The organism is Fulvivirga sediminis (assembly GCF_016757215.1).
Taxonomy (GTDB): Bacteria; Bacteroidota; Bacteroidia; order Cytophagales; family Cyclobacteriaceae; genus Fulvivirga; species Fulvivirga sediminis.
The window spans coordinates 369205-392728 of the sequence record NZ_JAESIY010000006.1 but is presented as its reverse complement, the minus strand read 5'-3'; the positions used below and the strand labels follow the sequence as shown (position 1 = coordinate 392728).

The window sequence follows — 23524 nt, the reverse complement described above, 5'->3', positions numbered from 1 at the left end:
GAGAGTAGGTCGTTGCCAGATTTTATCAAAACCCTTTACTTTTATAGTAAAGGGTTTTTTTATGTCCAATATATTGTAGCAATAAAAAAGCATGCCTTTTAGCATGCTTATAATAACTCGCCTTTAATCAATAACTTATCCCACTGTTACGATTGTCATATCCTTTAAGGAGAAATACTCATTAGCGGTATTTAGGATTGTATAGGGATCGATGGATTGTATGCTGGTGATGTAATTATTATAAAAAGAGTAATCTAGTCCGTGCATATGGATATTTTTGAATTTACTCATTATGGCAAAAGGTGTGTTAATGCTTGATTGGAAAGAGCCTATTAAATGATTCCTTACGGCATCTAACTCACTGCTAGAAATTGGTTCGTTCTGTAGTATCGAAATCTCTCTTCGAATCTGAGCCAATGTATCATCGAGGCTTTCTTTTATGATATCTGATCCGATCACCAAATAGGAGTCATATTGTAAGTTTACGATACTACTGTATATACCATATGTATAGCCTTTATCTTCCCGTATATTTTTCATGAGCCTAGACCCAAAGTAGCCGCCTAGGATATGATTAGTTATTAGGAGTTTTACATAATCATTATGTGATTTTGATATTATCGGTTTACCTACCCTAACAGAGGTCTGCGAGGAATTGTCTTTGTTTTGATTTATTATTTGAGGTTGAAAATGATATTGAATGTTACTGGAATTGGAATACTTTGCTTTGGGCTTAGTGTTTTGGAAATTGCGAATAATGCTATTTAAGTGTTGATCTAGAGCGCCAGATACAAAAATTTCAAATTGACTTAGGTTTGATGTAAAAAAGGCTTTGATGTCATCAGTTGTGATGTTTGTTATGTCTGTTTCACTGATTATTTTTCCATATGGATACTCATCTCCGAATAAGGCATTCCTGAAGTTCTTGCTAGCGATAACATTATTTTTCCGATTCTGATTCTTGAGATTTTGGATTTGTATGCGCTTTAATGTTTCCAATTCTTCATCAGGAAATGAAGGAGATAATAGAATATCACTAATTATTGGCAAAAGGCTATTAAGATGTTTATTTAAGCAAAGGAGACTGATGGATGGTGCGTCGAATGAAGGGTTAATATCCAAAAATGCACCAAACTGAGCTAGGCTATCAGCGATTTGTTTACTAGTATAATTTGTAGAGCCTTCTTTCAATAACTGCAAACATAGCATGGAGACACCAGGCCTCGGTTCATAATAGTTTCCTCCAATGGGAAACAAAAACTCTAGTTTAATTACGGGTTGAGTTCCTGCATTTAAATAGTAAATATCTACATCGCCTGATGTGGTTTTGCTAACCTGCTTGAGGTCGAAGGTAGATATATTATGAGTTATTGGAGGTAGAGTTCTGTTCAGCATAAATTAGTTAACAACTGACTTTTGGTCTTTCGAAGCTTGATCAAAATTAAAGAGAAGTGTAAATCTTAATGTTTCAGCTAGAGGATGTTCTTGTTGGGACGGAACCAAATAAGCAAAGTCTATACCGAATACTTGATATCTGAAGCCTAGACCTAATGTTAAATATTTTCTATTACCTTTATCTTTAGACTCATAGAAATATCCTGCTCTGGCTGCAAAAGTTTTGTTATACCAATATTCTAATCCTGCAGAAATAGTCACTTCTTTTAATTCTTCACTAAAGCCTCCTTGTGCATCTGAAAATGAACCAAAAATTCCACTGAGAAGCGTTTTATCTGACGCACTACTATCCGCTTGTGGGCTTGGAACTAGAAGTTTATTGAAATCTAATCCAAAAGTAAGTGAATTATAAGGATTGAAGTTGGTAGTAAATGCTGTTCCCAATCTAAGGTTAGTGGGGATAAAGTCTTTATTATCTTCATCCGAGTAGGTAAGCTTAGAACCTATGTTAGATATTACAGCAGCTAGGGCAATGTTAGAATTACTTCCACTAAGTAGTAAATCTTTGTTATAATACATTGCCAAGTCAGCAGCCACACTGTTACCAGGTTGAGCACTCGCACTGCCAGAAGTATAACTTCCTGTAAGGTTAGAATGGATGTATCTTCCTGCCACACCTATGCTAAGGTTCTGTGTAAGTTTTCTTGAATAGGCTGCGTCAATAGCAAATTCTCTTGGGTTAAAATTGCCTTCATCTGCTCCAGTTTCACTTGTGAAGTATATTTCACCGAGATTAAAGTATTTCATTGATAATGATATCGCTTGTTCTTCCGATAGTTTATAGTAACCAGAAAGATACGATATTGACATGTCATTGATTATTTTACCTAACCAAGGGGTATAAGATAAGGAAAACCCAATATCATTTTCTATATATACAAGTTTTGCGGGGTTCCAATATACTGAGTTCGCATCAGCTGAAGTTGCTGCGCCAACATCTCCCATACCACCAGCACGAGCATCTGGTGTAATGGTTAAAAAAGGAACGGCTGTGTTAATGACCCTGCGGTCGTCGTCTGCTCCAGTTAGATCACTTGGATCAGTTATCTGAGCATATAATGTAGTTGTAAAGCTATTGAAGAAAATAACGATAGCTCCTAGGATTATGGTTGATATATATTTCATAAAATAGTGATATTAAACAAATATAATTAATTAATAAGAATAAGTTTTTGGAATGTATGGTTTTTAGCGCCGTCTACGTTTGAACGAACGGATACCTTATAAATGTATAACCCAGCTTCTGTTTTTTTGCCTATTGAATTTTTTCCGTCCCATTCGAACAAATTGATTTCACCAGGTGCATTTTCAAATTCAAAGCTCCTTTTAAGTAATTTCTCTCCTGATATATTTATAATTTCTAATTCAACCTGCAAGTTGTCACCAGCTCGGTTGTGTTTAAAACTAATTACGGTTTTAGATACAAACGGATTAGGAGAGTTTTTTAATTGGCTTATCGCTAATGAACCCTCAGCACCTACAAGGAACTCTACAGTTTTTTCACTACTATTGTTATGTGTGTCCCAAGCTTTGATGGTTAGAGTGTGAAGCCCCTCACTAAGGTTGTTTAAAGGGTATCTGAGCCACCCTTCTTTATAAGTGTTTTTCTTAGCCTTATAGTAATCATTAACTACTACTGATTTCTGATCGTCTAGCTGAACTGTAAGACTGTTATTTACATTATAATTAGAAATGTTAATGCCATGTTCATCCTTTAGATTCGCGACTAATAGGGTGTTGGTGTTTACAGGTATTTTGCTTGAGTAAGTCGAATCTCCAAAGAAGATGTCTATCTCTGGTCCCGTATTGTCATGTGGATAGGAGTCTGTAGAACCTCCTACAATGACATTAATATCTGCTCCATTGGCGTCACTGTTTTTTTGTGCATTTACAGCGTACATACTAATTTTCCCTTTTTCTAGTTGATAAGAAATGTTTTTAGGAACGATAAATTCAGCATCGAATACGCCTGAATTAATACTTACATCACCTCTAAAAAGCGTGTTTTCTCTAGATTTGTAACTGTATGTTAAGCCATTATCTTCATCGCCTAATGTGGTAAGGGTAGCTTCTTTATCAAAAACGGTAATTTCTAAGTCTCCACTAAATTGGGAATCCGTATTGCCAGCAGATTGAAGAACTTTGCCTGTAAGAGATATTTGATCTAATGCACTCAGGGTATCAGTAGACTGTGTTCCTGAAATGGATTCAATAATAATATTTTTTTCCGGATAGTTGAGTCTTAGTGCCGGATCTCCAAGTAAGATGAAATTCCTGTTGCCTACTTGGTTTTGATCTACAGCGTTATTAGCACTGTTATTTTTTGTAATGCGAATAATATCTCCTAATCTTAAATATTGACCATGTGGCTTGGAGAATACGGTATTATAAAAAGCTTGATTTAGTTGAAAATTGGACGAGGCATAAACAGGTCTGCAAGTGCTTATGATGGCGATTCCCCCTTTTTCAGCACTGTTTATAATCACTTCTCCTCCTGATCTGATGGCACTTATGTCATCATGTCTACCAAACTCACAGGTGGCCGTAACAAATAGTGGTAATCTATTTTTATTATCCCAATTTTCTATCTGGGGTATATTTAGAATAGTCTCTTGAGCCCAGACGTTTTTCCCTCCGTGTCCTGTATAATTCATAATAAGGGTGCCTTTTTTAATACTTGCGTTTATAGCCTCTACCATCTCTGGAGACTTTATACTTGGGGCGGAAGCATCTTGCTTATAAGCATCAAGAAATAATTTATTGTAATTGAATGCTGAATAAGTGGTGTCCATGAGCTCACTAAGCTGGTTACTTTGATCAATGTGTAAGTTGTTATCACCATCGTCAGCCACAAAAGCAACAGTGTTTCTCCATGCTCCGTAAGTTTGAGGAGATGAGTAATTGATAATTTTATCTACCACATTCTGCGCTTCTTGTGTCGTAGCTGCAGGAATTCTACCTACTCCTATTTCCAATGAGTGATTTCCTCCTGCTATTTCTGCCCATTCACCTTCTTCATCTTCCATGAAGCCGAAATAATCATCAGAACAATATGTCTGAAGAGGATGCAAAGAATTTCTGGATTCATATGTGGGGACAAAATTAGTGTTGTTAGCCTTGATGTCTTTATAGTCAAAAGTGGCTTTACCAAAGAGCAATACATATTTAAGTGAATGGCTTTGGTCATAGAGGTATTTTATAAAATCCCTCATGGCCGTGATATCTTGTTTGCCACTGCTAAATTCATTGTAAACCTGTTCCGTAGTAACTACAGTAGTGGAAATACCGTCTGCGCGCTCATGGTGGTTAGCCAATTGTAGTGCTTGGCTTTGAAAATTTTTATGAGTAATAATTAATAATTCAGGAACGTTTATATTATGAATGTTCTGATTTTCAATTCTTGATAGAAATTTAGGAGAAGGTAATTGGTTAGGGTCAAAAACTACAAATTCTTTATTGTTCGTAGAGTTACTACCAAATGATATGGTTCCATTTTCATATACAGTGCGTTGTAAAGTAGGGCCGGTAGGGATGGTGACATCAAATACCAGGCAACTGTTTTTGCAGTTATTAATAAAATAAGTAGAAAGGGTAGTTGATGTATTAGCAAAAGATCTAAAAGCAAGTTGATTATCATCAAGTGACATGCTTCTGGTAAACTCAACTATTATTTCTTTAAGAAAGCCTAGCGATCTTCCACTATTATTTCCAGTATAAGAAATACCTAAGTTTAGCGAATTAACTGTAGATGCAGTTTTGGAGGAAAAAGTAGATGTATTTTCTAACCCTTTTACACTATATCTATGCGGATTATTCTGGCTTGGTGTCATGAAATTAGGCACACTATTTACAATTTGTGTCCCTATCTGGCTGCCATTTAGACTTAAAGTAAAACTGCTCTGAGAGAAAGATTGAGCCATTACCGTAGAAGTAACTTGTATGTTGGTATTCGCAGTAATGTTTGGTATTTCTAAAATAATCTGTTCGTTGGATATTCTAGAGTACCAATCTCTACCAGAAAGCAACAAGTTTTCCTCTTCTTTTTTGTAGTAGGCGAAATCAGTGAAAGTAGTAATACGATTATGATTCTGTCCCAGGTCATCAGAGGATTTTACTCTTTTGCCATTTTCAGCACCAATAGACAGGTAATAATAATTGTGATTGCTGTAAATATTTCGTTCATAAGTAATTTCACCATCAGTAGAGTAATTATACTTGTCCGGCCCTTGAGCATAGAAAAGAATGTAATCATCTGAGTTAAATTTACCATCATCCTCTCCTTTCACATATATGTGATTATTTATAAGATCCGCAGGTCTGGGAGCACTATTTTTTTGGGGCAATGTTCCTCCGCCATTGCCATAGATAGCTATCTTCTTAGGATCAATTCTATCAATGGAAATGCCTATAGACTTAAGAAAATTATAATCTATTTTATAAACACCATTATGGTCTATCTCAAGCTTATACCAATCTCCACTTCTTAAAACAGAATTTATTTTCTGTCCGTATAAGTGATAATTAGTGGAAACGGCAAGAGCAAGAAGCGTAAAAGAAAGTACTTTAATGGCTTTAGACATTATGAAACAACATTTGTCTTAACAAACAAGATAGCAAAGTTTAACGTTTCCTGTAATTCTATAATGTTTAAAGTATAGTCTTAGTGACATTTTTAATTAATGACAAAGCGATATATGCTACTATTATAATAGGAATAGCAAAAATCTTAAATACTAGAATAAGAATCACGCTTATAACTAATAGCAAAATTTGAAATATATTCTCTTTCCAGTTCATGGATTTTAATTTAAGAGAGAATAGCTCTACTGGAGCTACCAGTAATAAAGAAAAGATTACAGTTATAGATATAAGAATATCGAAGTTGATTAAGTCCCGGTATTCAGAACTAGTAATAAATGCAATGCTAGAAATAAATAAAGCATTTGCAGGTGTAGGTAAGCCTATAAATACAGACTGCTGCCTGTCATCTATGTTGAATTTAGCTAATCTCAGCGCAGAAAAGACGGCGATCATGAACCCAACGTAGGGCATAATAAAGTGTACAGTGTATGCTGATAACAGTTCAAACATGATTAAGCCGGGCAGTACACCGAAAGTTACCATATCAGCTAGTGAGTCAAGCTCTTTTCCAATAGGAGAACTTACTTTAAGTAGGCGTGCTACAAAGCCGTCTAGAAAGTCAAATATTAGAGCAGCCCAGATCATATAAGTAGCAAAGATTAGTTCACCATTAGCCGCAAGCGTAACTCCTACGCAACCACAGGCCAGATTACTGGCTGTAAGCGTATTAGGTATGTGTTTTTTTATATTCAATCTATTAGTTTTTTAAAGCACAGAAAGGATTAGTTTTTTTCTCTATTTCAGTAGAAGTGGAACCTCCATGCCCGGAGTACACGGTATAATCAGAGTCCCACTGAAATAATTTATTGTGAATACTAGATATTAAAGTTTCAAAATCACCACCTGGTAGGTCAGTTCTTCCTATACTACCCTGAAACAATACATCGCCACTAATACATAGCTTATGCTCATGGTTAACAAAGGCGATATGTCCTGGCGCATGTCCTGGCACAAAAAGTACCTCAAATTTATGACTCCCAATTTCAATAGTGTCTCCTTCTTCTAAGTATTCATCGGCCTCGCTAGGGTTAAACTTAGTGAAACCATATGACGGAGCATATACTTCAACGGATTTTAACGTAGGAACATCCGCCTTGTGTATGTATAATTTTACTTTGAATTTATCTTTTATAAGCTGATTTCCCAAAACATGATCTATATGGCAATGCGTGTTTAAAAGCTTATTTACCTTAATGTTATTATTGTCTATAAAATCAATCAGCTCTTTTGTTTCATAGTCTTCATAGCACCCCGGGTCAATAATAACTCCATCTAAAGTTTCGTCATCATAAACAACATAGGTATTTTCCATAAATGGATTAAACACAAAAGACTGAATCTGTATCATATTATAATTAAGTTTGCCGTATCAAAATTTGTTTTAGACTTTTCAAAAATAAGTCATTTAATTAAATCATTGTGATCAATGTCTGTAATATATGATTATCTCATAGTTGGGCAAGGGCTTGCTGGGTCCGCATTAGCCCATCATCTGCTAGCATTAAATAAGAAAATACTAGTAATAGATGAAAACAGAGAAAATACCTCTTCCAAGGTGGCAGGGGGGCTGTACAATCCGATTACAGGTAGAAAGATGGTAAAGACATGGAAAGCTGATACGCTTTTTCCTTTTATGCACGAATTCTACCAAAACATTGAAAAACAACTGAATACTAAGTTTTTATATGACACACCCATTTATAGACCCTTTATTTCTATGGAGGAGCAGAATGAATGGATGGGGAAAAGTGCTACTCCTGAATATAGCTTATTTATTAAGAAAGTGCATCAGGGGAATCTGTATGATTTTAGTAAAGATAAATTTGGTGGAGTAGAACTTAATTACTCTGGCTATCTGGCTGTTCCAAAATATTTGGAAGCATACCAGCAGCACCTAAAGGCTCAAGGTTGCTTTTTAGAAGATAAGTTTGTGTACAATGACTTGGAAGTAGGGGCAGAAGAAGTTAAGTATAAAGATATTACCTGTCGGAAAATTATATTTTGCGACGGGTTGGGATCACTAGATGGAAAATATTTCTCCTGGCTGCCTTTTAGGCCAGTAAAGGGCGAGGTTATACAACTTCGTGCTAATATTGAGCTGAGACATATTATCAACCGTGGAGTTTTTGTAGTGAAAAAAGATGATAATTACTTTGAAGTAGGGTCTAATTATGATAATAAAAACATGGATCTTGAACCAACCGAAAAGGCACGAGAAGAGATTCTAGGAAAGATGTCTGACATCACTGACTTTTCTTATAAGATTACGGATCAGAGAGCTGGTATAAGACCTGCTACTGCTGATAGAAGGCCTATAATCGGCATGCATCCCGAGTATAAAACTATTGGAATCTTTAATGGATTAGGAACAAAAGGAGTTTCATTAGCTCCGTTTTTTGCTCACCAATATGTTGAATATTTGGAGGCGGATAAAGAACTCATGAATGAGGTCAATATTAATCGGTATTTTTCGTTATATTAGAATTCTTGTCTAGTTATAAATGATAGTATTTAAAAAGTTTATTCTAATTCTAGGTTTCTTGTTATACGTAACTGGGGGTGTGTTGGCTCAGGATGCTGCAGAGAAGTTTGGTAGAAATCGCTTACAGTACGAACAGTTTGAATGGAAGTTTTTAAGTTCAGACAATTTCGATATATATTTCTACGAAGGCAATGATAAAATTGCTAATGACGTAACAGAATATCTGGAAGATGAATTTGAGAAAATAACTGATCTCATTGGCTACCCACCTTATTCTAAGACAAAAATATTTCTTTATAATTCAGTTTCTGATCTACAGCAAAGTAATGTAGGGATAGATGATAAGAGCATAAGCCCAAGCGGACAAACAGACTTCATTAAGTCTAGCATAGAAGTAGCTAACCCTGGCAATATAGAGCAATTAAAAGAAGAACTGTTATATAAGGTAAGTAGCCTTATGGTTAATGAGATGATGTTTGGCGGAAGCTTGAAAGATATGTTTCAAAGTTCTGTGCTACTAAACTTGCCTGAGTGGTTTATAGACGGGGCCGCATTATATGTAGCTAAAGGGTGGAGCATAGAAATGGATGATTATGCCAGAGAGCTAATGAAGACCAAAAAACCTCAAAAACTTAACCGACTTACAGGTAAGGAGGCAGCATTGGCAGGTCAGTCTGTATGGAATTACATCGCTCAAAAGTATGGTAAAAGTAATATTTCTAACATTCTTAACTATACGCGGATCATTAGAAATGAAGAGAGAAGTATCGGAATTACTTTGGGCCGATCTTTTGATAGAGTGCTGCAAGAGTGGCAGGAGTTTTACACTGATATAGATAAGCAGGTTGCTCAGAACTATGAGGATGCAAAAAGTGAACGAGTTATTATAGACCGAAAAAATAAAAAAGGCATTGTTTATAGTTACGTGAAGTTAAGTCCTGATGGTACCAAAGTAGCTTACACTGCCAACGATAATGGCAAGTATGAAGTGAGAATCAGCAATGTAGATGGTAAAAGGAACCGGAAAGTACTAGATGGAGGCTATAAAGTAATTGATCAGGAGGTTAATTATGAAATGCCACTTATCGATTGGGTTGATGATAATACCTTAGGAATAGTAAGAGCTAAAAAGGGGCAATATTATTTTGTGCTTTATGACCTGGCTTCTAAAAGTAAGTTACAGCGTCCGCTTAGAAAGTTTGATAATATAAAAAGCATAGATTTTTCAGATAACGGTCGGCTATGGGTAGCTAGCGCTACTATCGATGGGGTAAATGATTTATACCTAATGACCACGAAAAGAGACAGAATAAAAAGGCTCATGCACGATATCTATGATGATATGAATCCTTATTTCCTGCCAGGAACGAACACTATTGCTTTTAGTTCTAACCGGCTTTCTGATACTCTTAATGTGGAGACTAAAGATTTTGCTAAGGTTACGGATAACTATAACATATTTTACTATAACCTAGATACTACAGATAATGTAGTAAAGCGTGTAACCAACACTATTAGCTCAGATGTAAATCCTTTAGCTCTGAGTTCTGATAAGATTTTTTACCTGAGTGATCAAAAGGGAATAGTTAATATATTCAGTTATAGCCTTAGCACAGGCATCTACACGCAGGTAACTAATTTCTCGAAAAGTATTAAAGAGTTTGATATTAATTTCGAACATAATGCTTTGATTTTTACCATGCTCGAGGGGGACAATGATTATATCTACTACTATCCTGATTTCGATTATAACCAACAAACTTTTACCCCTCTTACAGTAAGGCAACAATTGGAGCAAGTAAAAGCGTTTAAAAACAGAAAAAATAAAGAGCGTAAAGAAGTACTAACCGTAAAAGAAATTGTAGAAAAGAGACTGGCTGAAGCTAAGGAAGAAATGGAAACTCCTGCCGATACTATCAGTACGCCTCCAGCTGACAGCATAACAATAGAGCCAATAGTACAGGATGAAGCAATTATAGATACTGATAATTATTCTTTTGATTCAGCCACGGTAGATGTTCCTGAAGATGATACCGATGTAGTCAATACTAGTAATTATACCTTTGATAATGATGTGGTCAAAGAAGATCAGAATGACTCCTTCCTAGCTCAGTATCGAAAACTAAGGTCTGAAAAGAAAATATCAGGCCCTTTTCCTTATGATAACCGTTTCAGCGCGGATAATGTGGTCACCTCGTTGATAATACATCCACTTATGGGGTTCGGTGTACGCCTAGAAACAGGTATGACTGACATGCTTGAAAATCATAAGTTTAATGGAGGGGTCATGACTAACTTTGATTTACGCAGCGGAGAGGTGTTTGCTCAGTATCAGTATTTGAAGCATTTTGTCGATTATAAAGTTCGCTATGATCGTAGTGTATATTTCTTTGATGACGTATTTCATAAATTTGTAAAAAATTCATTTCAGGTAGGTGCTTCTATCCCTTTTAGCACTAGGGCAAGATTAAGTTTGGAGCCTTTTTATAGCCAAGTAAAATCATTAGATCTTAATAACTTTAATACTAGTTTATCGCCTAATACCATTTTGGATCCTATTACGGATAATTATGGAGGAGCCAATGTGGAATTTGTCTATGATAACTCTACCATCAATGGTATGAACCTTATTGAAGGTTCTAGAGCTAAAATTCAACTTAAGCACTATGAAGGGCTCGATAAGAAAGAGCTTTCTTTCACAAATCTTACCGCTGATGTAAGGCACTATCAGAAGATATATAAAGAAATAGTTCTGGCTACACGAGTGTTCTATGGACGTTCATTCGGCAATAGCCCTAAGCAATTCCTTTTAGGAGGTATGGACAACTGGATTCTTTTCGATGAGAATACATCTGGAGATAATAACCCTTTAGACTTTACCAGTGAACGGTATAATACTGATATTATATTTGCTCAATATGCCACTAATCTAAGAGGCTTTGATTATGCCACTCTGGTAGGAGAAAATACTTTGGTTTTTAATGGAGAATTGAGATTGCCTCTTATAAGAGCTTTATCTAATAAGCCTATTTCATCTAACTTCTTTAGAAATTTACAGTTCATAGGATTTTTTGATATAGGTTCTGCCTGGACTGGACGCTCTCCTTTTCATGAAGATAATAACGTAAGCACAGAGACTATAACTCAAGGAAACTTCACCATATCACTGAAGAATTATCGAAATCCTTGGCTTTATAGTTATGGTGCAGGTTTGCGTACCATGTTGCTGGGCTATTACGTGAAAGTTGACTTAGCATGGCCTGTAGAAGATTATGTTGTAGACTCCCCTAAGATTATGTTTACATTAGGATACGACTTTTAAGTCATTTAAATTTGCCCAACTTTTAATAAAAGACACATTATGCTCATATCCATGACAGGTTATGGTGCGTCATCATATTCTGATGATAACCTTAGTATTAATATAGAAGTAAAGACCCTTAACTCTAAATTTTTGGATCTAAACTTTCGTTTGCCAAAATCATTTTCAGAAAAGGAAATTGAAATAAGAAATATAGTTTCAGAAAAGCTGCAAAGAGGAAAGGTAATGCTTAACATAGATTATGTTAATGAGCAGGATACTACCCTTAAGCAAAGATACAATGAAGAGCTCTTTACACGATACTATCAAAATTTACGCAATCTCGCGGATAAGGTGGTAGCTTCCGATTCAGAGCTTTTTAAAATAGCTCTTAGTGCGCCAGATGTGATTATTAACGATCAGAAAGAAGAAATATCTGATCAGGAATGGGATAAGTTACGATCACTTATAGTGCAAGCAATAGAGCAGTGTGACAGTTTCAGAAGAAGGGAAGGTGCCGAACTTCAGCAAAAATTGGAAAGCTATATTAGCACAATTGCAGAGCATTTGGAAGCTGTGGCTAGTCTTGATCCGGAGCGTGTAGAGCGAATAAGAACCAGAATAAAAAACAACCTTTCCAAGTTTGTAGAGGAAGAAAGCCTTGATAAAAATAGATTGGAGCAAGAGCTGGTTTATTACATAGAGAAGTTAGACATAACAGAAGAAAAGGTCAGGCTGAAAAGCCATCTTGATCATTTTACTGAAGTGCTTAGTGATGAAAATTCCTTGGGTAAGAAGCTGGGTTTTATTTCTCAGGAAATGGGACGAGAAATCAATACCATAGGCTCTAAAGCTAATGATGCAGGGATTCAAAAGCACGTGGTAACTATGAAAGAGGAGCTAGAGAAAATAAAAGAACAGGTGTTGAATATTTTATAAATATTCAACAATCTCTTCTAGTCCCAGGCTGCGTGAGGCCTTTATAAGAATGACAGAATCTGAAAATTCTGTTTCTTTTAAAGCTTCTATAAGCTCTTTTCGGCTGGTGAAATAATTGGCTTCTGGCACATGTTTTAGTGCTGGTTGTATTAATTCCCCACAGAGGTAGATATCAGTGAATTGTTTTTCTGATAATGTGGCACCTAATTTTTCGTGTTCCAGATCGCTTTCAGGGCCTAATTCTTTCATATCTCCCAGAATGATTATTTTTTTCTGAGTTTTCATTAAGAAAAGGTTTTCAATGGCTGAAGCCATAGAGCTGGGGTTAGCATTATATGCATCTAGTATTATGGTGTTAGAGTTCTTTTTAATGACCTGAGATCGATTATTGCTTGGAGAATATTCGCAGACCGCCGTATTAGCAATATTTTCATCAACCTTAAAAAATTTGCCTATACATAATGCTATAGCTATATTTTCGAAATTATATTTACCAATGAGCTGAGTAATTAGTTCTTCTTTATTTTCAGCAACTAAGGTAACATAAGGAGAAGCTTCTTTGAACTCACAGTGATAATAATCACCCTCTGAAGGATAGAATAAAGGAGACTCAAATCTTTTAGACATGTTGGTTAAAATATCATTATTAGAGTTTATCCAAACAGTGCCATTTGTTTTTATTAAGTAATGGTATAGCTCACTTTTAGCTCTTATCACGCCTTCAAAACCTCCGAAACCTTCCAGATGAGCTTTGCCTATGTTAGTAATTAATCCATGTGTAGGTTGTGCTATTTCACATAAAGCCGCTATTTCGCCAATATGGTTAGCCCCCATTTCTATTATAGCTATTTCATGAGAGCTGTCTATATTTAGCAAAGTGAGAGGAACACCAATATGATTATTCAGATTGCCGGAAGTAGCTAGCGTTTTATATTTTCTTGAAAGTACCGCATTAATAAGCTCTTTTGTGGTGGTTTTACCATTAGATCCGGTGAGGCCTATTATGGGTATGCTTAATTGGGACCGGTGATGTAAGGCCAGAGACTGCAAAGCCTTGAGAGTATCCTCTACTACTATATACCTTTCATCAGCCTTATAATCCTTATTATCTATTACAGCCAATGATGCTCCTTTCGATAGTGAGTCGGCAGCAAACTTGTTGGCATCAAAATTTTCTCCTTTAAGAGCGAAAAATACATCCCCTTCTTGTATTTTTCTAGTGTCGGTAGAAACTCGACCACTTTTTAAATAGACGTTATATATTGCTTCTAATTCTTCCATGATTACAAACTTAATATTACTAAGTTATGGTAAAAACTATTATTTAGAACTTATGCTAACTATTTGTAAATCTAGCGCTCTATTCAAACCTTATTTTACAGATGTACGTTACCAAATGTAATTACTTGCTTACACATGAGATTATTTTTAACCTTAACCTGCTTCCTTTTTTTATCTTCGGTTTGCAAATCACAATATGCTTATCAAATTGAAAATGATGTTAAAATCAGGGGCCTTTCTATGCCTTGGGCAGGAGGGATAAACTCAGCTCAGTATAGTAATATAGATCTTAATGGAGATGGCAAGCAAGATCTGGTGGTTTTTGACAGAACCGGAAACAAGGTCAATACATTTGTTTATAAAGAAGGAAGGTATGTCTACGAGCCTGAGTATGCTTATTATTTTCCTGAGAAACTTGATCGATGGCTTTTGCTTAGAGATTTCAACTGTGATGGAAAACCAGATCTCTTCACTGGAGATGCACTTGGTATGAGGGTGTATGTAAATACAACAAAAGAAGGAGAACATCTCAGCTGGAGATTATTTAATAGTAGAGATCCACAACCTTCACCATTACTTTCTCAAGGATTTTCTTCAGCAGTTAACCTTCAGGTAAATACATCTGATTTGCCAGCTATTATAGATGTTGATGGAGATGGAGATCTTGATATTCTTGTTTTTAGACCTAGTGCAAATTCGACCATAGAGTATCATAGAAATATGAGCATGGAGAACAATGGAAATTGTGATTCATTGCAAATGAAACGCATAACCCAGACATGGGGTGGGGTGAAGGAATGTGGTTGCGGCATTTTTGCCTTTGATGGTGATGACTGTGGGCTAAGTGGAGGAAGAGAGGAGCATCAAGGAGGAAAGGCCATGTTTCTTTATGATAGAGATGGAGATGGAGACTTGGATTTGGTAATGTCTGAAGAGACTTGCAGTGGAACCTATTACTTTGAAAATAAAGGAGATTCTCAAGAGGCATATTTTAATGAGGTTGAAACCAATTTTCCTAATGCAGAAGACCCTGCGTGGTTTTATATTTTCCCTTCCGCTCATCATGCAGATGTAGATATGGATGGGCTTGATGATATTATGGTTTCTTCTAATTATTCCTCAAATACCACAGGTAGAATAGATTTTAGTGCTTCCAGTTGGTACTATAAAAACACTGGGGATGGCTATGATCTAATTCAAAAAGATTTTTTGCAAGATCAGATGATTGATCTTGGAGAGAATGCTGCACCAGCGTTTATAGATGAAGATGGAGACGGAGATTTAGACATGATAGTAGGCCAGTTTATTGATAATACGCAAGGAATCTTGACAGCCTCTTTGAAACTATATGAAAATGTAGAAACAATATCAGAACCAGCTTTTGAACTAAAAAACAGTGATTATTTAGGTCTTTCTCAGAGAGGACTTTTTAATTTCAGACCCAAGTTTTATGATGTGAATAATGATGGTAATCCTGATTTAGTAATTAGTGCTACTGATGTTACAAACTCAACCACCTCGATTTATTATATGCTTAATCAGAGTAGCTCTTCATTTGTAGGTTCTGGTGTTTTAGTGCAGTTTTTTAGTTTGAGCGGCCTTGGAGATTACTCAGAAAATTACGAGATAGCGGATATTGACCAAGACGGTCGTTTTGATATTTTGGTAGGAAGGATGACTGGAAGAGTAGAGTATTATCGGAACTTAGGCAGTTGGGGAAATTCTTCTTTTACTCTAGAAAATAATGCTTTTTATAACCTGGATTATAGCACTTCTAGGATAAACCCATCGATTGAAATTGCAGATCTTAATGCAGATGGTAAGTCAGATTTGCTAATAGGAGATCAAAGAGGAACATTAACTATTTTTGATGATTTCAGAAATCATCTAGAAGACCCTGAACCTGGAGTTACAGCCTTTATGAGACCTCGAGGGGAGGATTACCTTACCACATTTGCCTTCGGGAGCAAAACGTACCCAGTAGTTATTAACTTGTTTAATGAAGATCATCCTGCTATTGTAGTTGGGACAGGACAGGGGGGAGTAAATATTTTGCGTAGCACAGAAGCGGTAGAAGGAAGAACTAATTTATATGATTTGGATATATATCCTAACCCTGTAATTAAATCTGAAACCGCTACTGTTAATATTAGTTCAAGATATAGTGGAGAGGCGGTGATTTTGAATATGCTTGGGCAAGCCGTTTCTCAGAAGTTTTCGTTACGTGCCAATGTTTCTAGTAAGGTATATATAGAACATCTGGCAGAGGGAATATATATTATCTATGTAAACGGCTCAAAAAGCATAAGCCAAAAATTTATAGTTGTAGATTGAGATTATTACTTTATATAAAAATAGCTGAAGATCGCTTCCATTTTGAGAAGGTTAACTTTTTAGGTGTTAAGGAGGCAGATGTGTTTGATGTAGATAATTATTCAGACGGACTGACCATTGATTTGGCTATTAAAGCCATGCAGTTATCAGAAAAATTATTGGTTTATATTGATGTAAGAGAAGAGGTGGATATCAAAGGCCTATTCAAAATTTTCCAATATCTTTCAAGGCCACAGCAGCCGCTTACTGTAGTCTGTTCTGGAAAGGGACATCATTTATTAAGTAACCTTTTACGAGCAGTAAAAGGGGATGTTTTCATTCAGAAAAATGAAGAACTAAAGCAATCTATCACTTGGCTAGAGGGTTGATCGGACTTTCAAGGGTGAACTTATCCGCATCTAATTGGGCCGGAAATTTATTTCTGAAACTAATCAGTTCATTTCCGTTCAGACTTGTCGTGTGTATTTTTTCGTCAAAGAGGTTGTGGTAAATCTTTTCACCTTTCGGAGAAATAATAGCAGAGCTGCCGTTATAATTAATGCCTTTTCCATCTTCTCCTGTACGATTTACTCCTATGGTATAGCATAAGTTTTCTATTGCTCTAGCTTGTAATAACACGTCCCATGCAGCTACTCTTGCCTCAGGCCAGTTCGCTACATATATAGCCAAGTCATATGCCAGCTCTCCTTCTGAACTAATGTTTCTACTAAAAACAGGGAAACGAAGGTCATAACACACTAATGGGCAAATGCGCCATCCTTTCAAAGAAACAACGAGTCTTTTACTACCAGCTGAGTAATGGTCATGTTCATTGGCCATTCTAAAAAGGTGTCTTTTGTCATAAGTATGGTATTCTCCAGAGGGAGTCATCCATAGGAGGCGATTGTAATAATTATCATTTTCTTTCACTATGTAACTTCCGCACACGCAGGCTTTGGTTTGTTCAGCCATTTGTCGCATCCATTTAAAAGTGGTGAAGTTCATCGGCTCAGCCAATTTACTTGCCTCCATGCTAAAGCCTGTGGTAAACATCTCAGGGAGTATTATAAGATCAGTACTTTCCTCTATCTGCCATATTTTCTCTTCAAACATGGCGAGATTAGCACTAGTATTTTGCCAGTGGAGGCTTGATTGTATGATGGATACCTTTAAATCTTGCATAGTATTTCAGCGGCTTTTGAAAGAGTAGATTCATTTTTTGCAAAACAAAATCTCAGTACTTTATGATCAGTTTTAGCTTGATTAAAAACAGAAATAGGTATAGACGCAACCTTATGTTCTTTAGTTAGCCATTCAGCCATAGCTACATCTCCCAATTCTGAAATTCCTTTGTAAGATAGTAATTGAAAATAAGTTCCTTTAGATGGTAGAGGCTTGAATCTCGATTTTTTTATTCCTTCTAAAAATATATCTCTTTTCTCCTGATAAAAGTTAGAGATGGAGTTGTAATGACTTTCCTCTTCAAGGAAATCGGCCAATGCCATTTGAGTAGCAGTATTTACACTGAAAGTGACATACTGATGTATTTTTCTTATTTCCTTGGTGATATATTCTGGTGCTATGACGTATCCCACCTTCCAGCCCGTTGCATGAAAGGTTTTTCCAAAGGAGAAAACGGCCATACTCTTTTTAGCTAATTCAGGATATTGCATCACCGTTTTATGGTTATTACCATCAAAAGTAATATGCTCATATACCTCGTCACTTAAAACGTATAGTTGCTCGTACTTTTGGGTTAATTCCTCTAGGGCTAGCAAGTCCTCACTACCTAATACCGCCCCTGTAGGATTATGCGGCGTATTGATGATAATCAGACGAGTTTTGTTGGTTATAGTTTCCTCTACTTGTTCCCAATCTATCTTGAAGTCGGGCCAACTTAGGTCTATGTGTATAGGTTTGCCACCACTGAGTCTTACAGCAGGAGAGTAGCTATCGTAAGCAGGGTCGAATATGATTACTTCATCTCCTGGGTGTACTACTGTTTGTATGGCCACAAATAGCGCTTCAGTGGCTCCTGCTGTTATCGTAATTTCGGTTTCTGAGTTGATTTTAAGCTGATATTGCTTTTGGAAGAGCTCAGCAATTTTTTGTCGGAGTGCAGGAGCTCCAGGCATAGGAGCATATTGGTTATGCCCCTGCTTCATGTAGTAATTAACCAACTCAATAAGCTGAGGAGATACCGGAAAATCAGGAAAACCTTGAGAAAGATTAATGGCGCCATATTCGTGCGCCATTTTAGACATTGTACTAAATATTGTAGTACCTACTTCCGGTAGCTTAGATACTAATTGAAACATTATCGTTTAGCAGGTATTGCTACACGGTAATCTACTTTCATTTTGCCTTTAGTAATGTTTTGAAGTTTACCTTTTAGCATTCTTTTTTTCAAAGGAGAGAGATAATCTGTGAATAGTACTCCCTCAATATGGTCATATTCGTGTTGGATAATGCGCGCCTTCATGCCGTCAAACTCATCTTCGTGCTCCACCCAGTTTTCGTCAAAGTACTTTATTTTTATTTTAGCATTTCTGCTCACTTCCTCTCTAACATTAGGTATGCTGAGACAACCCTCTTCAAATGCCCATGCCTCGCCTGTTTCTTCTATCATTTGAGGGTTAATAAACACTTTTTTGAAGCCTTCCATATCTTCGTCTTCAATAGGAGTACCGTCTACTACAAACATGCGAATGCTTTTTCCTATCTGTGGAGCAGCTATTCCGATACCACTAGCGGCATTCATTGTTTCAAACATGTCTTCGCTCAGCGTTTTTACATCTATCTCCCCTTTTTTTATATCTTCAGCTTTTTTCTTTAATACAGGGTCCCCATAAACCACTATAGGATATATCATATCTTTCTATTTGTTTTGAATAGCAAAATTAAGGATTATTTTAAAAAGAAGCGGGGCTATCCAGATAGGATTGTAATATCAAAGCAGCACTTACTTTATCGATATTGCCTTTTTGCCTTCTATCCTTTTTTTTCATGCCTCCGGAAAGCAGGCTATCTGTAGCTATCTTGCTGGTAAATCTTTCATCTACCTCATGTATTGGTATATTGCTAAAGTTTTTTTGAAGCTTCTCTATAAATTTTTTTACATGACTGGTAGCATCAGTATCTTCATTTTGAAGATTTTTAGGCATGCCTATTACAAATTTTTCCACTTCTTCATTGCTACTATATTCCTTCAAAAAAGAGATAATCTCTTTAGTAGGAACTGTAGTTAAAGGAGATGCGATAATTTTTAAAGGATCAGTGGCTGCAAGACCTACGCGCTTGGTGCCAAAATCAATAGCTATAATTCTACCCACTTAGTTAAACCCTACTTTTTGCGAAAATTTATTTTTAGCTTCTTTTTCTAGCATCAGCGCTTTCGGAAAAAGTATTTCATTTTCTACATGAGCATGGGTAACAAGGCTTTTCTCTAGTTCTTTGAGCTCTTCATAGATAACTTTTACATGCAGAGGTGTTTTGTCATCCATGCTGTAGCCATTGGTTATTTTACGAATGCCCTGCATTTCATCATCATGCTCTTCATGCTCTATGGCATATCGCTGTAACGAGCTTCTCTCCATGAGATAGTACACATGAGAAATGTTGCCTTTGTTTTCATTAATGAACTTATCCAGTGTTTTAATGTAATAAAAAAGCGTATCCTCTTCTTCATAGATATGATGGATAAAATCTTCTACAAATAGAGGGAATACAAATTTCAGATCTTTTTCAATTACATTATAATCCTTATGGTCAGCGTTAAATCCTTGAATGATTTGTGCTATATAAGGAAGTTTTTCTTTTATGAATAAGTAGTGTGCATGTTGTAAATAGGTTATTATTAGGTCAACAGGATATTGATTTAATAATAAAGGAGCCTCTTCTTTGGTCTTTGCAGATTCCAGCTTTTTGGTTACCGTCTTTACGTTTAGCCCTCTCTCTGTGCACGCTTGCTCTAAGGTCTTTTCAGAATAATCATAGAACTTGATTCCAAAATAGTAGAGCACCGATGCGTACACATAGTTATCATCTACTAGTTCGTTTATTTTTCTTTGATTCAAGATAAATTTGTATTTTTATTATTAGAGCAATGTAAATATACAAAACACAATTTAAGAAAATAAGTCAATCAAAATATTAAGTGTTGGAATTTTGGATAAAAAGTAAAAAAAATCGATAGTATTATGGTTGGTTGACTGAGGCAGAATGAAATTGAGCTTAACCATAGAGTAATAGGTTTCGTTAATTAGAAATTATAAGAAGAAAGAAGTTGATTTATTAAACAGTTTTAATTGTGAGTGAATACAATAATTCCAAATACCAAATAAGGTTACCCATAATATTGTTTATAGGAATAGCAGCAGGAGTACTCATAGGAGCTACTTTTACAGACTCCACATCTGTAGTGAAAAATGATCTAAACTCTAATCTGCATAAGTTTAAAGAGGTGCTAACGCTTATAGATCAAAACTATGTAGATACTGTAAATACAGATAAGTTGGTAGATGATGCCATAGAAAAAATGCTTTCAGAATTAGACCCTCATAGCTCATATATACCTGCAAGTGACGTAAAAAAAGCTAATGAAGATTTAAGAGGAAACTTTGAAGGTATAGGGGTAGAGTTTAATATTTTTCAGGATACCATAGTAGTAGTAACTCCTTTAAGTGGTGGTCCTAGTGAATCTGTAGGAGTGATGTCCGGTGATAGAATAATTAAAATCGATGGAGAAGACGTGGCAGGAGTTGGTTTCACCAATCAGGATGTGCAGAAGAGTCTTAAGGGAGAAAAAGGAACTCAAGTAAACATTACTGTAAAAAGGAAGGGTGAAAAGGAACCTATTGAATTTGAGATTATTCGTGATAAAATACCACAGCAATCGGTAGATGCTAATTATATGATAGATGATATTACCGGATACATCAAAGTCAACCGTTTTTCTGCTACTACTTATGAAGAATTTTTGGATGCCTTGAAGCAGCTTAAGAAGAAAGGTATGGAGAGGTTGGTCTTGGATCTGCAAGGCAACCCTGGAGGCTATATGAATCACGCTATAAGAATGGCTGATGAGTTCTTGCCGGATAATGAGAAGATCGTTTATACTCAAGGGAAGCAGTCACGCTTTGATATGGAGGCTTTGGCTGAAAGAAAAGGTGAGTTTGAAAAAGGTGATTTAATCGTATTAGTAAATGAAGGATCAGCTTCTGCCGCGGAGATAGTTACAGGTGCGCTGCAGGACAATGACCGCGCCTTAGTGGTGGGCCGAAGAACTTTTGGAAAAGGACTAGTGCAAAGTCCTATGGATTTAAGTGATGGCTCTGAGCTTCGTTTAACCATTTCTAGATACTACACGCCGAGTGGCAGATCAATACAAAAGCCTTATGACAACATGAAGGACTATAGTAGAGATATGATTGAACGCTATAAACACGGTGAATTTTTTAGCGCCGACAGCATTCAGTTTAATGACTCTCTTAAGTTCGAGACCAGACATGGACGCACCGTTTATGGAGGCGGAGGTATTATGCCTGATTACTTTGTGCCTTTAGATACAGCGCATAGTTCTAGTTACTTGAATAGGCTCTTTACAAGTAATTCTATGCAGGAGTATACGTTTAAATACGTTGGAAATAATAAAACCAGGTTGGAAGGAATGGATTACAAAGATTTCTTGAGAGAATTTACTGTAACAGATAAAATGCTAGAGGACCTAGTACAAGTAGGAGCCTCAAATGGTGTAACTCCTGTGAGAAGTGAAATGAAAGAGCAAAAGGATTTGTTTAAGCTACACACTAAGGCGCAGATAGCTAGGCAAATCTGGGGTAATGACGGCTTTTATCCTATATACAACCAAACCAATGAGGTGCTAAAGCAAGCCTTAAAATTATTTGATGAAGCAGAAAAACTAGAACGAACCAAATTGTAAAATGTATTATCACAGATTAGGAAATATCCCCCCGAAGCGTCATACGCAATTCCCCCAACCAGATGGGGGTTTGTATAAGGAAGAGCTAGTATCTTCAAGAGGTTTTTCAGGGATATATTCTAATCTATATCATATAAATGCCCCAACCCGTGTTAAGTCTGTAGGTCAATCAGAATCCTATGATTCGCCTATAGTTAAGAACTATGGTCTTAAGCATTCTCATTTAAATACTTCCGAAATTGGTGTTACCGGAACAGATTTTCTTAACGCCAGGTTGCCCTTATTGAAAAACGCAGATGTTACGCTCTCTTTATGTAATCCGCAAAGTGAAAGTATGGATTACTTTTATAAAAATGCAGAAGGAGATGAGGTGATTTATATTCATGAAGGCAGCGGATATTTGCTTTCTCAGTTTGGTAAGCTGAGAATAAATAAAGGTGATTATGTGATTATTCCTCGTACTGTTATTTTTCAGCTACAATGGGATCAAGCACCTGTAAGATTACTCATAATAGAATCTGCTGGTCCTGTGGAAACCCCCACGCGTTATAGAAATGAACTAGGGCAGCTTCTTGAGCACGCTCCATTTTGTGAAAGGGATATACGTCCTCCTTCAGAGCTGATCACCCAAAAGGAACAAGGGGAGTATCTAGTGAAAATAAAAAAGCATGGTCAGCTTCATCATTATCACTATAGCCATAGCCCTTTTGATTTAGTCGGTTGGGATGGCTACTTGTGGCCTTATGCATTTTCTATTTATGAGTTTGAACCTATTACAGGTCGTATTCACCAACCACCACCTGTTCATCAGACTTTTCAAGCACAGAATTTTGTGATTTGTTCATTTGTGCCTCGACTTTTTGATTACCACCCTTTATCTATTCCTGCTCCTTATAATCATTCTAATATTGATTCGGATGAAGTGCTCTTTTATGCTGAAGGAGATTTTATGAGTAGAAAAGGGATAAGTAGAGGTTCTTTTACCCTGCACCCGGGAGGTATACCACACGGCCCTCATCCTGGAACTGTGGAAAAGAGTATCGGAGCCAAAGAGACCAAAGAATATGCCGTGATGGTAGATACTTTTAATCCATTATACCTTACTGAGCATGCTCTGGAATACTTGGATGCTAATTACCCTATGAGCTGGACTGAGTGATTGATAATAACC

18 protein-coding genes are annotated in these 23524 nt (G+C 36.3%); 7 read left to right on the top strand and 11 right to left on the bottom strand.

The window, feature by feature from the left end; translation table 11 throughout:
• Positions 1 to 135: 135 nt before the first annotated feature.
• The 5 genes from JL102_RS13195 to JL102_RS13175 all read right to left on the bottom strand — a co-directional run bounded on the left by JL102_RS13195 (position 136) and on the right by JL102_RS13175 (position 7444).
• On the bottom strand, positions 136 to 1395 hold the full coding sequence (locus JL102_RS13195) for a M16 family metallopeptidase (RefSeq protein WP_202244887.1): 1260 nt from the start codon (positions 1393 to 1395) through the stop codon (positions 136 to 138).
• 3 nt (positions 1396 to 1398) lie between these two features.
• Positions 1399 to 2580, bottom strand: a complete 1182-nt coding sequence (gene porV, locus JL102_RS13190) for a type IX secretion system outer membrane channel protein PorV (RefSeq protein WP_202244886.1) — start codon at positions 2578 to 2580, stop codon at positions 1399 to 1401.
• Between the two features lie 26 nt (positions 2581 to 2606).
• Positions 2607 to 6035, bottom strand: coding sequence for a type IX secretion system sortase PorU (gene porU / locus JL102_RS13185; RefSeq protein WP_202244885.1), 3429 nt, complete (start codon positions 6033 to 6035; stop codon positions 2607 to 2609).
• Positions 6036 to 6102: 67 nt separating this feature from the next.
• Positions 6103 to 6789 (bottom strand): CDP-diacylglycerol--serine O-phosphatidyltransferase, encoded by a 687-nt coding sequence (pssA, locus tag JL102_RS13180; protein WP_202244884.1) that lies wholly within the window; start codon positions 6787 to 6789, stop codon positions 6103 to 6105.
• Between the two features lie 4 nt (positions 6790 to 6793).
• Positions 6794 to 7444 carry an MBL fold metallo-hydrolase gene (locus JL102_RS13175; RefSeq protein ID WP_202244883.1) on the bottom strand — a complete coding sequence of 217 codons (651 nt, stop codon included), beginning with the start codon at positions 7442 to 7444 and terminating at the stop codon, positions 6794 to 6796.
• 78 nt (positions 7445 to 7522) lie between these two features.
• On the opposite strand from JL102_RS13175, the gene JL102_RS13170 reads away from it, so the two are divergent.
• The 3 genes from JL102_RS13170 to JL102_RS13160 are packed head-to-tail and all read left to right on the top strand — an operon-like array spanning position 7523 to position 12818.
• A complete protein-coding gene (locus JL102_RS13170) occupies positions 7523 to 8578 on the top strand; it encodes an NAD(P)/FAD-dependent oxidoreductase (protein ID WP_202244882.1) in 1056 nt (351 codons plus the stop codon).
• 19 nt (positions 8579 to 8597) lie between these two features.
• On the top strand, positions 8598 to 11900 hold the full coding sequence (locus JL102_RS13165; RefSeq protein WP_202244881.1) for a translocation protein TolB: 3303 nt from the start codon (positions 8598 to 8600) through the stop codon (positions 11898 to 11900).
• A gap of 39 nt (positions 11901 to 11939) precedes the next feature.
• Positions 11940 to 12818: a YicC/YloC family endoribonuclease gene (locus tag JL102_RS13160; protein ID WP_202244880.1), complete on the top strand. Its 879-nt coding sequence runs from the start codon at positions 11940 to 11942 to the stop codon at positions 12816 to 12818.
• Here the strand turns inward: JL102_RS13160 and JL102_RS13155 are convergent.
• Positions 12813 to 14099: a UDP-N-acetylmuramoyl-tripeptide--D-alanyl-D-alanine ligase gene (locus tag JL102_RS13155; protein ID WP_202244879.1), complete on the bottom strand. Its 1287-nt coding sequence runs from the start codon at positions 14097 to 14099 to the stop codon at positions 12813 to 12815. The two genes, JL102_RS13160 and JL102_RS13155, sit on opposite strands and share 6 nt — an antisense overlap.
• A 135-nt stretch (positions 14100 to 14234) precedes the next feature.
• On the opposite strand from JL102_RS13155, the gene JL102_RS13150 reads away from it, so the two are divergent.
• Both JL102_RS13150 and JL102_RS13145 read left to right on the top strand, forming a co-directional pair.
• Complete coding sequence (locus tag JL102_RS13150; RefSeq protein WP_202244878.1) at positions 14235 to 16433, top strand: T9SS type A sorting domain-containing protein; 2199 nt, start codon at positions 14235 to 14237, stop codon at positions 16431 to 16433.
• Complete coding sequence (locus JL102_RS13145; RefSeq protein ID WP_202244877.1) at positions 16430 to 16801, top strand: hypothetical protein; 372 nt, start codon at positions 16430 to 16432, stop codon at positions 16799 to 16801. Before JL102_RS13150 ends, JL102_RS13145 begins: the two co-directional genes overlap by 4 nt.
• Here JL102_RS13145 and JL102_RS13140 read toward each other — a convergent pair.
• Genes JL102_RS13140 through JL102_RS13120 form a run of 5 tightly spaced genes read right to left on the bottom strand, consistent with a single transcriptional unit; the run spans position 16782 to position 20488 of the window.
• Positions 16782 to 17594, bottom strand: coding sequence for an amidohydrolase (locus JL102_RS13140; protein WP_202244876.1), 813 nt, complete (start codon positions 17592 to 17594; stop codon positions 16782 to 16784). The two genes, JL102_RS13145 and JL102_RS13140, sit on opposite strands and share 20 nt — an antisense overlap.
• On the bottom strand, positions 17582 to 18730 hold the full coding sequence (locus JL102_RS13135; protein WP_202244875.1) for a methionine aminotransferase: 1149 nt from the start codon (positions 18728 to 18730) through the stop codon (positions 17582 to 17584). The genes JL102_RS13140 and JL102_RS13135 overlap by 13 nt, the downstream gene beginning before the upstream one ends.
• Entirely contained in the window at positions 18730 to 19284 is a 555-nt protein-coding gene (def, locus tag JL102_RS13130) for a peptide deformylase (protein WP_202244874.1), read from the bottom strand. Before def ends, JL102_RS13135 begins: the two co-directional genes overlap by 1 nt.
• 40 nt (positions 19285 to 19324) lie before the next feature.
• The gene (gene ruvX / locus JL102_RS13125) at positions 19325 to 19744 is read right to left on the bottom strand and encodes a Holliday junction resolvase RuvX (protein WP_202244873.1); all 420 of its coding nucleotides are present in this window, start codon (positions 19742 to 19744) and stop codon (positions 19325 to 19327) included.
• Entirely contained in the window at positions 19745 to 20488 is a 744-nt protein-coding gene (locus tag JL102_RS13120; RefSeq protein WP_202244872.1) for a hemerythrin domain-containing protein, read from the bottom strand.
• Positions 20489 to 20721: 233 nt separating this feature from the next.
• Here JL102_RS13120 and JL102_RS13115 point away from each other — a divergent pair, with 233 nt between their 5' ends.
• Complete coding sequence (locus JL102_RS13115) at positions 20722 to 22353, top strand: S41 family peptidase (protein ID WP_202244871.1); 1632 nt, start codon at positions 20722 to 20724, stop codon at positions 22351 to 22353.
• A gap of 1 nt (position 22354) precedes the next feature.
• Positions 22355 to 23512: a homogentisate 1,2-dioxygenase gene (locus JL102_RS13110; RefSeq protein ID WP_202244870.1), complete on the top strand. Its 1158-nt coding sequence runs from the start codon at positions 22355 to 22357 to the stop codon at positions 23510 to 23512.
• Positions 23513 to 23524 lie beyond the last annotated feature (12 nt).